The organism is Clostridium sp. UBA2485 (assembly GCF_002341865.1).
GTDB lineage: Bacteria > Bacillota > Clostridia > Clostridiales > Clostridiaceae > Clostridium_J.
In genome coordinates this window covers 20,782-33,889 of the sequence record NZ_DDOV01000020.1, presented here as the reverse complement: position 1 = coordinate 33,889, position 13,108 = coordinate 20,782, and the positions used below count along the sequence as shown (strand labels likewise).

Sequence of the window (13,108 nt, the reverse complement as noted above, 5' to 3'; positions counted from 1 at the left end):
CCCTCCCTCCGCTAGCTCAATTCAACTTTTAAATTAAAAGTAGCCAATGCGGGGCATAAATAGCACATTTTTAATTATACAATATAATTTCGCTTACTGTCAAGATTTTCATTATTTTTTCTTTAGCCTGGTGGCCACTTTAAATTTCTTCCAGCTAAGATGTGGAAATGTATATGATTTACTGTTTGCCCACCATCTTTTCCTGTATTAGTTACAACTCTATAACCACTCTCATCTATTCCTAGCTCTTTTGCAATATTTTGTATTGTTAAAAATATATGTGAAATAAGATGGGAATTTTGGTGATTTAAATCATTAATACTAGCTATATGGATTTTAGGAATTAAAAGTATATGAATTGGTGCTTCTGGGTTTATATCCTTAAAAGCAAGCACTTTATCATCTTCATAAACCTTATTGCAAGGTATTTCCCCGTTAATTATCTTGCAAAATATACAATCACTCATTTTCTCACCTCCAATTTGATCTAATTGCCAATGAACAACAATAAAGTTATTATTTTTGTTTTACTAAAATATTATTCTACAAAAACAATATTTTTCCTTCAAGAAAATCCATTAGAAATAAATTAAGTAATTATAATAAGATAAATAAACCTTTATTATAATTAAATTTATTATATTTCACCTACAATATATCCTTTATTAACTTCTTTAAGTCTAGTTTCTACTATTTTTCCTTGTAAATTTTCATCACTTTTTGTAATAACCTTAATATAGTTTGGAGTATATCCTACATAGTGATTAGTTAATTCTTTACTTTCTTCCTCATATAACACTTTCATTGTACGTCCTATAAATTTATTCATAAATTCATTTTCTAATTTTTCTGCTAAAGTAATCAGTGATTCACTTCTTTGTTCTTTTATATTGCCATCTACTTGAAGCATCATTTCTGCTGCCTTTGTACCTTTTCTTGGACTGTATTTAAAAATGTGCATTTTTGAAAGCTTCATATCACTTAAGAATTTATATGTTTCATTAAAATCTTTTTCACTTTCCCCTGGAAAACCTGCAATAATATCTGTAGTTATAGATACATCACTTATATATTTTCTAAGATTTTCAACTACAGTTTTATAATCCTCTGTAGTGTAGTGTCTGTTCATTCTTTTTAAAGTAGCATCACATCCACTTTGAAGTGATAAATGGAAATGAGGACACATTTTTTCTAAAGTAATTATTTTTTCTATGACCCCTTCTGAAAAAAAGGTAGGATCAATAGAACCTATTCTTATTCTTTCAATTCCTTCTACTTTATTTATTTCTTCTAATACTTTTACTAAAGACCAATCACCTTCTAAATCTACTCCATAAGAAGCTGTATGTACTCCAGATAATATTATTTCTTTAAATCCATTTTGAGAAAGTTCACGGACTTCCTTTAATAGTTTTTTAGGGTCTTTACTACAAACAGCACCTCTGGCAAAGGGAATTAAACAATAGGAGCAGAATTTGTTACATCCATCTTGTATTTTTAAGAAAGCACGAGTTTTATCTTGATACTCCTCTATATCCAATTCTTCAAAATTTTTATTTCTAAGTACATCACTTACCTCTACAAATTGTTTCTTTTCTTCTCTAGCTCTATTTACATAGTAAACAATATCTCCCTTGTTCCTAGTACCTAAAACTACATCAACACCTTCAATTTTAGAAATTTCGTCAGAAGCTATTTGAGAATAACATCCTACAACAGCAATTATAGCCTCAGGATTTTTTCTTCTTGCTCTAGAAATCATTTGTCTTGACTTCTTATCTCCCATATTAGTCACAGTACAAGTATTTATAACATATACATCTGAAAATTCTTCAAAGTTAGTTATCTCATATCCATCTTTTATAAACTTTTCTGCCATAGCCTCTGATTCATATACATTAACTCTACATCCTAATGTAGAAAAAGCAACTTTCATTATATATTTCCTCCTAAATCTCCTAGCTCATACATAAGAAGGCTCAAGGCTACAAAACCTGCTGTTTCAGTTCTTAAAATTCTTGGTCCTAAAGTTACAATATGCGCTCCTACTTCTTCAAGTTTTAAAATTTCTTCTTCCTCGAAGCCTCCTTCTGGACCTATAATAACAGCAATATTTTTAATTTGAGTATTTGTTACATCGTTGATTAATTTTTTAATTCCATTCTCTTCCTTATTTTCATAAGGGACTACTACTAAATCCATATCTTTTATTTTTATTAGAAGCTCTTCAAACTCTATAGGTGTGTTTATATTAGGAATTAAACTTCTTTTACTCTGCTTGCAAGCTTCAAGAGCTATTCTATTCCATCTATCTACCTTTTTAAATTCTGAATCATTTTTAACTACAACTCTTTCTGTAATTATTGGAGTTATGCTTCTAATTCCAAGTTCAGTGTTCTTTTGAACAATTAAATCCATTTTTGTAGATTTGGGCATCCCTTGAAAAAGATGAACTTTAATATCACTTTCATTGTTTAGCTCTATCTCTTCAAGTATATCAATAATAACTTCTTTTTTATTAATATCAATAAGCTTTCCTACATACTCTTTACCTTCACAGTTATTAATACTAATTTTTTCGCCCTCTTTAAGTCTTAAAACTTTATATATATGTTTAACATCATCACCTTCAATGGTGCATTTATTTCCCACTATGCTATCCTTAGATACAAAAAACTTATGCATTTATATCTTCTCCCTTTGAATTACGCTTTTGATACTATACAAGCCCATTCACCATCATTAATTACTTCTAAAATCTCAAATCCGCAAGATTTTAACTTATTAATAACGTCTTCCTGTCTTGATAGAATTATTCCTGAAGAAATAAAATATCCTTCTCTCTTTATAAACTCTTTAACATCTTCTGCTAAAAATATTATAACGTCAGCTATAATATTTGCTACTACTATATCTGCTTTTCCTTCAACAACTTCCATTAAATCGCCATGAAGAACCTCCACATTATCCATGTGATTGTACGACACATTTTTTCTAGCAGAATCTACCGCTACAGGATCTAAGTCTACAGCTATGACTTTTTCTGCTCCTAATTTTGAAGCAGAAATAGATAATATTCCCGAACCTGTCCCTATATCAAAAACTACACTATTTTTATCAACATATTTTTCTAATGATTTAATACACATTCTTGTAGTTTCATGAGTACCAGTACCAAAAGCCATTCCTGGATCTAATTCTACTATTACATCATTATCTTTAGGCTCATAATTTTCCCAAATAGGTTTGATAATTATTTTATCTCCTATCTTTGTAGGCTTATAGTATTTTTTCCAATTGTTTTCCCATTCTTCTTCATTAACTTTCGCAGCGGTAACTACACCTTCTCCTTTATCAAATCCAAACTCAGGAAGTTTTTCAACACTTTCTTTTATGTACTCTAGATATTCATCAAAATTTTCATCTTTTTTAAAATACCCTTTAACTACTGCTCCTGTTTTTATATCTAATATAGTTTCATCAAAATAATCCCAGTCTCCAGGATTTCTTTTTTTAAACTCTACATCTTCTGAATCAATTATAGATACACCTTTTACTCCAGTATTGTAGAAAAAGCCTGATACCGCTTCTGTTGCTTCACTACTTGTAACTACCGTTACTTCTATCCAATCCTTATCCATTATTATTCCTCCAATTAAAATTATTCATATTTAAAAATAGCTACTCAATACGCTAATCTATTTCGCATAATACTACAATAACATATCACCGCTATGATTAAGTTATATCTCCTTGTGTGACACGAAATATTTACTACATATTTGACTAGTTATTTCACTTTAGACACTTTATACAAATTTTATTTTTTCTCAACGAAATTTAGTATCATTATTATATACTATCATAATTTTTAACCTTTTTAAATTTTATAATCAATTATTTTTCCAACAAAAGTATAAAAACAAAGAAACTTCACTTTTAAAGTGAAGTTTCTAATAATTTATTTTTTATTTCCAAATAAATTAAATTTTTTCTTAATTTCTCCAATTTCCTCTGTAGATTCTCCACTGGCTTCCATAAACATTTTAAGTGCCTCTACTTGTTTGTCGTTCAATTGCTTTGGAACGTCTACTATAACCTTAACATATTGATCGCCACGTCCTGCGGAATTAACTCTAGGTACACCTTTTCCCTTTAGCCTAAATATAGTTCCTGGTTGAGTTCCTGCTGGTATTTTATATTTAACATCACCATCAACAGTTGGAACTGTAATTTCAATTCCTAGTGCTGCATTAGCAAAACTAATACGGGTTTCTATATGAATATCAAAACCTTGTCTCTTAAAGGTTTTATGTGGTGCCACTCTTAAATTTATATATAAATCTCCTGAAGGACCTCCATTTTCTCCCGCTTCTCCTTGTGCTCTTAAAGGCATAACATTACCGCTATCTACACCAGCTGGTATATTAACAGTTATTTTTCTAGTTTTTCTTTCTTTGCCACTACCATGGCATGATGTACATGGCTCATCAATTATTTGCCCCTTACCTCTACATGCATCACAAGTAGTAGTTGAAGCAATAACCCCTATTGGAGTTTGTCTTTGTACTCTTATTTGTCCTGAACCATTACATTTAGTACAAGTCTTAGCAGATGTTCCTGGGTTTGCACCTGTACCATTGCATGTTTCACAACTTTCTCTTCTTGTTACAGAAATTTCTTTTTCTACTCCAAATACAGCCTCTTCAAAGGTTAAATTTAAATTATATTCAAGGTCAGCACCTTTTCTTGGAGCATTTTTTCTATTTCCTCCACCGAAGCCGCCAAAGCCGCCTCCAAATATATCACCGAAAATATCGCCAAAATCAAAGCCGCCTCCATTAAAGTCAAAGCCTCCAAAACCTTGACCATTAAAATCGGCAGTTCCAAATTGATCATATCTTTGTCTCTTTTCCGCATCAGATAATACTTGGTACGCTTCATTTACTTCTTTAAATTTTTCTTCTGATTCTTTATCTCCTGGGTTTCTATCAGGGTGATATTTTAATGCTGATTTTTTAAAAGCTCTTTTTATATCATCTTCACTAGCATTCTTATCTACACCTAAAACCTCATAATAATCCTTATTTGCCATTAATTTTTTCACCACCTATTATACTCTGTTTTATACTATAAAACATCTTTAGCATAAATTCAACTTCTATTAGTTTATTATGTATAATTCCTAAAATATGCTACTAATATTTAATTAATGTATAATTCACTATTATGAACATTTCTCCTTATTTAGAGAAATTTCAACTTGACTTCTTTTTTTAAAAGTAAATAAGTTGCCTTTAATATAGAATAAGTAAAAGGCATACCATCTTAACACAATGCTTTAATAAATCCATTTAACTAAAATTAGCTTTATATTTCATTGTGTATTATTTAAAATTATCAATTTAATAGATTATTGCATAAGTTTAGCTAAATTAAGGGAGGGGTGTTTATACCCATCCCTTAATTAAAATAATTAATCTACTTTGTAATCAGCATCAACTACATTATCATCTTCTGGTCCATTTTGTCCCATGTTATTTGGGTCTTGTGGGTCTTGTGGGTCTTGTGGTCCTTGACCTTGTGCAGCTTCTGCTTGATAAATCTTAGAAGATACAGCATAGAATGCTTGAGTTAATTCTTCTGTAGCTTTTTTAATAGCTTCTAGATCTTCTCCATCTTTAACTTTATTTAAAGCTTCTAATTTTTCATTTATTGAAGCTTTATCTTCAGCTGATACCTTATCACCTAATTCATTTAAAGTTTTTTCAGTTTGATATGACACTTGATCAGCATTATTCTTAACTTCTATATTTTCTTTTCTCTTCTTATCTTCTTCAGCAAATCTTTCTGCTTCATTTACTGCATTTTGAATTTCATCTTCACTTAAATTAGTAGAAGCAGTAATTGTAATGTTTGCTTCTTTTCCTGTTCCTTTATCCTTAGCTGTAACATTAACTATACCATTAGCATCTATATCAAAAGTAACTTCTATTTGAGGAATTCCTCTTGGAGCTGGTGCTATTCCTGATAATGTAAATCTTCCTAGAGTTTTATTATCAGCTGCCATTTGTCTTTCACCTTGAACAACGTGAATTTCAACAGATGTTTGACCATCTTGAGCTGTAGAGAATACTTGACTTTTCTTAGTTGGAATTGTAGTATTTCTCTCAATTAAAGCAGTAGCAACTCCTCCTAAAGTTTCAATTCCTAAAGTTAATGGACTAACGTCTAATAGTAGTACATCCTTAACATCTCCTGTTAATACACCTGCTTGTATTGCTGCACCTGCTGCAACACATTCATCTGGGTTAACTCCTTTTGAAGGTTCTTTTCCTGTAAAGTTTTTAACTGCTTCTTGTATAGCAGGAATTCTTGTTGATCCACCTACTAATACAATTTTATCTACTTCATTTATACTTAACCCTGCATCTTGTAGTGCTTTTCTCATTGGCTCTATTGTTCTTTGTACTAGGTCATGAGTTAATTCATTAAACTTAGCTCTTGTTAAGTTTAAATCTATATGTTTTGGACCTGTAGCATCTGCAGTTATAAATGGTAAATTGATATTTGTTTGAGTTGATGAAGATAATTCAATCTTAGCTTTTTCAGCAGCTTCTTTTAATCTTTGAAGTGCCATTTTATCAGTTCTTAAGTCTATACCATTCTCTGCTTTAAAAGTATTTGCTATATAATCTATAACTTTTTGGTCAAAGTCATCTCCACCAAGTTTTGTATCTCCATTTGTAGACTTAACCTCAAATACTCCATCTCCAAGTTCTAGTATAGATACGTCAAAAGTACCACCGCCTAAGTCGTAAACGAATATTTTTTGACTTTTATCCATTTTATCAAGACCATAAGCAAGTGATGCTGCTGTTGGCTCATTGATTATTCTTTTAACATCTAAACCTGCAATTCTACCTGCATCTTTAGTTGCTTGTCTTTCACTGTCATTAAAATACGCTGGAACAGTTATAACCGCTTCTGTTACTGTTTCTCCTAAATATGCCTCTGCATCAGCTTTAATCTTTTGAAGAACCATTGCTGATATTTCTTGAGGAGTATATTCTTTTCCATCTATTTTAACTTTATGGTTAGTTCCCATATATCTTTTTATTGACATTATTGTTTTATCTGGATTTGTGATCGCTTGTCTTTTTGCTACTTGACCTACTAATCTTTCTCCATCTGCTAAAAAGGATACTACTGAAGGAGTAGTTCTTGCACCTTCCGCATTTGGAATTATAACTGGTTCTCCACCTTCCATAACAGCCACACATGAATTTGTTGTACCTAAATCAATACCTATTATTTTTCCCATTGTATTTACCTCCTAAATGTTAATTTGCAACTTTTACCATACTATATCTTAATACTTTATTTCCTTTTTTATATCCTTTTAAGAAAACTTCTGCAATTTGATTTTTACCGAAATTCTTATCTTCTATATGCATAACAGCATTATGAAGATTAGGATCGAATTCAACGTCTGTAGCAACTTCCTCTACTCCTAATTTTTCAAATGAAGTACTAAATTGCTTAACAGTCATCTCTATTCCCTTTTTTAGATCTTCTTCGCTTCCACTAACACCTAGTGCACGTTCAAGATTATCTAGAACAGGGAACATTTCCTTTAGAACATCTTCGCAAGCATCTACGTAAATGTTCTCTTTTTCTTTTATTGTTCTTTTCCTATAGTTATCATATTCAGCAGTTAATCTTAAAATTCTATCTTTTAATGATGATAATTCTTGTTTTAGACTTTCATTTTCTTCTTTTAAAGCTTTTACATCATAAAGTTCTGGTGATGATATGTCTTCAAACTCTTTATCCTCATTTATTTCAGATTCTTCTAAAGTCTCTTCCACATTATCAACTTCTTCATTATTTTCTAAAGCCTCTTCCATTTTTTTATTCTTCAGATCTTCATCTATATTTTGCACTTCTCATTCCTCCATTCCAAAGCTATTATAATACAACGATTTTACTTAAAACCGTTGTATTTTTTTGATATATTAATATTTAGTTCATTAACTATGCTATTAAGGACTGCAATTACCTTGCCATAGGGAATTCTAGTAGGCCCTATAACCCCTATAGTTCCTAGTGAATTGCCATTATAACTATATGTTGCAGTTATTATACTACAATCTTTAGCACATTCCATAAAATTCTCTCGCCCAATTTTTATAGATAATTCACCTTCATCATTTTCAAGAATATTACTGATACTTTCAGAATTATTAACTAACACTAAAAATTCCTTTGCTTTATCAATATTATTGTACTCGGGATAATTAAAAATATTTGTGCTTCCTTCTATATAAACCTCATTATTTTCAGTATTCACTAAACTTTCATAAAGTACAGGAAGTATAGCATCGAATATTTCTTCATTTCCATGTAGATCTTTTTTTAGATTAATTAATAATTCTAAATTAATTTTTTCTACAGAAATATCTCTTAATCTTATATTTAAAATATTATTTATTTTGAATAATGAATTATTGTCAATTGGATTACTAACTCTAATAACATTATGCTTTATCAAACCACTATCCGTGATAATTGTAGATAAAATACTATTCTTATCTAGGCTAATTAACTGTATATATTTAACAAAACTTTTTTTAACCGATGGTGCCTTCACAATAGATGTTAAATTTGTAAGTTCTGAAAGAATTTGAGTTGCACCTTTTACAATTTTGTCAATTTCACTAAAAGCTAAATCTACTAAATAATTTTTTATGGCACTTTCTTCTTCTTGAGTTAAAGAGGATAATTTCATAAGTCTATCTACATACAGCCTATACCCCTTATCTGAAGGTTTTCTCCCTGAAGAGGTATGTAATTGTTCTAAATATCCCATTTCCTCTAAATCTGCCATTTCATTTCTTATAGTAGCTGAACTAATTCCTAAATCATACTTTTTAGCAATAGTTCTTGATCCTACAGGCTCTCCATAGATAATGTAGTCATTGATAATAGCCTGAAGTATATAAATTTTTCTATCATCAATCTTCATGTTATCACCTCTTTATTAGCACTCTCTATTATTGAGTGCTAATCACTACATTTTTAAAATATCATTTAAATTTTTAATTGTCAATACCCTTTATGATTTTTCTAGTAAAAATTCAGACATAATTATATTAGATACCTCTATTCCCCTTTCATTTAAAAATATTCTTTCCTCAGTTTCGCATAACATATTTAAAGATTTATACTTGTTAATAACTTCTCCATAAATACTATGTATGTTTTGTGAAAATCTTTTCTTAAACTCTTCTTTCTTAATCCCACAAATTTTTCTAAGACCCAAAAACATGAATTCTTCTATATTTTCTTCTAATGTATTTTCATTTTTATATACTAGTGAGCTATTATATTTATTCATTCTCTCTATATAATCTTTTATATTTTCAGTATTTGAATATCTTACATTATCTATGTAAGAATGAGCAGCAACACCACAACCAATATAAGGATTTAAATTCCAATATACTAAATTATGTTTACATTCTTTATTTTCCTTAGAAAAATTAGAAATTTCATATTGGTTATAACCATATTTCCTCAAAGTTTTTAAAGTAGTAGAGTACATTTGCCGTTCAATATCTTCATTAGGTAAATTTAATTTTTTATTTTTATAAAGATTAAAAAATGGAGTTCCTTCTTCAATAATTAAACTATAGCAAGATAAGTGATCTGGATCTAATGATGCTACTTCTTCAAGAGTTTCCTCCCACATTTTAAGATTTTGATTTGGAAGTCCAAACATTAAATCTATATTAATATTATCAAAACCTAATTGTCTTGCCATTAAATAACTTTCTTTAAATTCTTCTACAGTATGAATTCTTCCTAAAGTTTTTAATAAATTATTCTGCCAAGCTTGAAGTCCTATACTTAATCTATTAACCCCCATGGTTTTTAAAAACTCTAGTTTTTCTTTTGTAAAAGTTCCTGGATTTCCTTCTACAGTAAATTCTACATCCTTATGAATATTTAGTTTATCTATACTTTCTTTTAGTATCTTAAAGCCTTCTAAAGATAAATAGGTGGGAGTTCCCCCACCTATAAATATTGTTTTTATAATATTGTCACTGCTTATGTTGTCAATTTCTTTAGATAAGGCTTTAGCATAATCAAGCATATATCCTTCATTGCCACTAAAAGAAGCAAAGTCACAATAAAAACATTTGTTTTTACAAAATGGAATATGAATATATAATGCTACCTTATTCATAATCTGATCCTCACTTTTTATTAATCTATTTTTAACACGGCCATAAATGCTTCTTGTGGTACTTCTACGCTACCAATTTGTCTCATTCTTTTCTTTCCTTGCTTTTGTTTTTCTAAAAGTTTTTTCTTTCTTGAAATGTCTCCACCATAGCATTTTGCAAGTACATCTTTTCTCATAGCTTTTACAGTTTCCCTTGCTATGATTTTTGAACCTACAGTAGCCTGTATAGGAATTTCAAATAATTGTCTAGGAATAATCTCTTTAAGCTTTTCAGCCATAGCTCTTCCTCTATAATAAGCTCTTTCCTGTGGTACTATCATTGATAAGGCGTCTACCACATCTCCATTTAACATTATATCTAACTTAACAAGTTTAGTTTCCTTATATCCTTTTAATTCATAGTCAAAAGAAGCATATCCTCTAGTCCTAGATTTTAATGCATCAAAGAAATCATAAACTATCTCATTTAAAGGCATATCATAATTTATAACTACCCTTGTTTCTTCAATATATTGCATATCAATGAATATACCTCTCTTATCTTGGCAGAGTTCCATTATTGCTCCAACATAATCTGAGGGTGCAATTATAGAAGTTTTAACCATAGGCTCTTCCATATAACTTATTTCTGATGGTTCTGGAAGATTAGTTGGATTTGTTATTTCTATAAGAGTTCCATCAGTTTTTACTACTTTATAAATAACAGAAGGTGCTGTAGTTATAATATCTAAGTTAAATTCTCTCTCTATTCGCTCTTGAATAATCTCCATATGTAGAAGCCCTAAGAAACCACATCTAAATCCAAATCCCAGTGCTATAGAAGTCTCTGGTTCAAATGATAATGCAGCATCATTTAGCTGCAATTTTTCTAGCGCTTCTTTTAAAGCTTCATATTTTGATCCATCTACAGGATAAATTCCACTAAAAACCATTGGTATTGCAGGTCTATAACCTTCAAGTGCTTCTTCTGCAGGTCTATTAGCTTCTGTAATTGTATCTCCTGCTCTAGCATCTCCAACATTTTTTATTGAAGCACTTAAATATCCAACTTCACCTGCTCTTAGTTCTGTAATCGGCATTGGTGCCGGTGTAAACACACCAACTTCAGTAACATCATAAACTTTATTAGTATTCATAAGTTTTATTTTCGTTCCTGGTTTAACAATACCATCCATAACTCTTATATATGTAACAACGCCTTTATAACTATCATAATATGAATCAAATATTAAGGCTTTTAATGGAGCTTCCTCGTCTCCATTTGGCGCTGGTACCTTTTTTACTACTGTCTCTAAAACATCTTCTATATTAAGTCCTGTCTTAGCAGAAATAAGCGGTGCATCATGAGCTTCTATTCCTATTACATCCTCTATTTCTTGTTTAATTTCATCTGGTCTTGCACTTGGAAGATCAATCTTATTTATTACTGGTGCAATTTCAAGATTATGATCTAATGCTAAATAACAGTTTGCCAATGTTTGAGCTTGAATACCTTGGGTAGCATCTACTACTAACACTGCTCCCTCACAGGCAGCTAAACTTCTGGAAACTTCATAATTAAAGTCTACATGCCCCGGAGTATCAATTAGATTTAATATGTACTCTTGTCCATCTACTTCTCTTTTATATACAAGTCTTGCAGCTTGAGCTTTAATCGTAATTCCTCTTTCTTTTTCAAGTTCCATATTGTCTAGTATTTGCGATTCCATTTCTCTCTCTGTTAAAGTACCAGTTTTCTCTAAAAGTCTATCTGCTAAGGTAGATTTACCGTGATCTATATGTGCAACTATAGAAAAGTTTCTTATATTTTTTTGTCTATTACTTTGCATTAATTTTTACCCCCGTTTACGATAATGGCTATATTAAAGTTATATTTAATAAGTTTTGATTAACTTTTTTTATAACATGAATACAATTACCACAATAAGACTAATGTAAATAATCGTAGATCCACTTTCTACTATAAAAGATTTTTAGTTCTTTACAATTTGTCATTACCTTTAAGTAAAATACATTCATAGTTATTTAATCAAAACTTCAAATTGTACCTTAGGTATCAACAAATAAATAACTAATCAATCTATATTTATCTTATGTCATATTTCGTCCACATAATCGCTGCCAGCACCATTATAAGCATAACCTGCCAACATATCTGACACAAAATAAACCTTTCATCTTTAACTATTTATTTTACTTCAAACACCTTAATTTAATTATATATTTTATGTCTTTGTACATAATTAGTCAGATTAAATTATATCATATAATTTAGGAACTTTGTCAATAAAAACCCTTTGTTTCTACTTGATTACGTTATTATTCTAAAACCTCTATGATCTAGACAAAGATATTATTTTTTCAACAGTATTGCTTATAATAAGCTCTGCTCCGTTTTTAAAATTATAGAATATCTCAGTATTTAATACTATATGTTTTTTCCCTAAATCTAAAACTATTTTGGGCGGATTATCTTTTACATAAACTTTAAAAGAACTTTTTTCTTTAACAATATTTGATGAATTTATATTAACAGCTAAAACTCCTAATATTAAAATTGCTATAGCTAAGCATACTATCTTTCTATATTTTTTATCCATAAAAAGCACCTCCCCATGTCATAAGGATGTACTTTTTTTACTTTTTTTATACAAATAAGACATCTAAAAAATAATTAATTAAAGATTATGCGTATATTTTATTTGAAATTATTTTAGGCATATGAAAATAAATAACAAGTCAAAGATGTGACGACTATTTTGCGTCAGACAAGGAAGCAGGTTCATTTGATAGTAGAGCTATCAATGGGTTCTGCTGACGCAGTATGGCACAAAATAGTCTAGCATACTGACTTGT

Annotated in this window: 11 protein-coding genes; all 11 read right to left on the bottom strand. The window is 29.9% G+C overall.

What is annotated here, in order from left to right; translation table 11 throughout:
* Positions 1–122: 122 nt before the first annotated feature.
* Positions 123–467 carry a histidine triad nucleotide-binding protein gene (locus B3603_RS02715; RefSeq protein ID WP_291560394.1) on the bottom strand — a complete coding sequence of 115 codons (345 nt, stop codon included), beginning with the start codon at positions 465–467 and terminating at the stop codon, positions 123–125.
* A 170-nt stretch (positions 468–637) separates the two neighbouring features.
* Positions 638–1,936: a tRNA (N(6)-L-threonylcarbamoyladenosine(37)-C(2))-methylthiotransferase MtaB gene (gene mtaB, locus B3603_RS02710; RefSeq protein WP_291560392.1), complete on the bottom strand. Its 1,299-nt coding sequence runs from the start codon at positions 1,934–1,936 to the stop codon at positions 638–640.
* Complete coding sequence (locus B3603_RS02705; protein ID WP_291560390.1) at positions 1,936–2,685, bottom strand: 16S rRNA (uracil(1498)-N(3))-methyltransferase; 750 nt, start codon at positions 2,683–2,685, stop codon at positions 1,936–1,938. Before B3603_RS02705 ends, mtaB begins: the two co-directional genes overlap by 1 nt.
* Positions 2,686–2,705: 20 nt before the next feature.
* Positions 2,706–3,641, bottom strand: coding sequence for a 50S ribosomal protein L11 methyltransferase (gene prmA / locus B3603_RS02700; protein ID WP_291560387.1), 936 nt, complete (start codon positions 3,639–3,641; stop codon positions 2,706–2,708).
* 320 nt (positions 3,642–3,961) lie between these two features.
* The gene (gene dnaJ / locus B3603_RS02695) at positions 3,962–5,095 is read right to left on the bottom strand and encodes a molecular chaperone DnaJ (protein WP_291560386.1); all 1,134 of its coding nucleotides are present in this window, start codon (positions 5,093–5,095) and stop codon (positions 3,962–3,964) included.
* A gap of 381 nt (positions 5,096–5,476) precedes the next feature.
* Complete coding sequence (dnaK, locus tag B3603_RS02690) at positions 5,477–7,324, bottom strand: molecular chaperone DnaK (protein ID WP_291560385.1); 1,848 nt, start codon at positions 7,322–7,324, stop codon at positions 5,477–5,479.
* 19 nt (positions 7,325–7,343) lie between these two features.
* Positions 7,344–7,946 (bottom strand): nucleotide exchange factor GrpE, encoded by a 603-nt coding sequence (gene grpE, locus B3603_RS02685; RefSeq protein ID WP_291560384.1) that lies wholly within the window; start codon positions 7,944–7,946, stop codon positions 7,344–7,346.
* Positions 7,947–7,987: 41 nt separating this feature from the next.
* A complete protein-coding gene (hrcA, locus tag B3603_RS02680) occupies positions 7,988–9,028 on the bottom strand; it encodes a heat-inducible transcriptional repressor HrcA (protein WP_291560382.1) in 1,041 nt (346 codons plus the stop codon).
* Positions 9,029–9,118: 90 nt separating this feature from the next.
* The gene (gene hemW, locus B3603_RS02675) at positions 9,119–10,252 is read right to left on the bottom strand and encodes a radical SAM family heme chaperone HemW (protein ID WP_396152327.1); all 1,134 of its coding nucleotides are present in this window, start codon (positions 10,250–10,252) and stop codon (positions 9,119–9,121) included.
* A 20-nt stretch (positions 10,253–10,272) separates the two neighbouring features.
* Positions 10,273–12,081, bottom strand: coding sequence for a translation elongation factor 4 (lepA, locus tag B3603_RS02670; protein ID WP_291560379.1), 1,809 nt, complete (start codon positions 12,079–12,081; stop codon positions 10,273–10,275).
* Between the two features lie 504 nt (positions 12,082–12,585).
* A complete protein-coding gene (locus tag B3603_RS02665) occupies positions 12,586–12,852 on the bottom strand; it encodes a hypothetical protein (RefSeq protein ID WP_291560376.1) in 267 nt (88 codons plus the stop codon).
* Positions 12,853–13,108 lie beyond the last annotated feature (256 nt).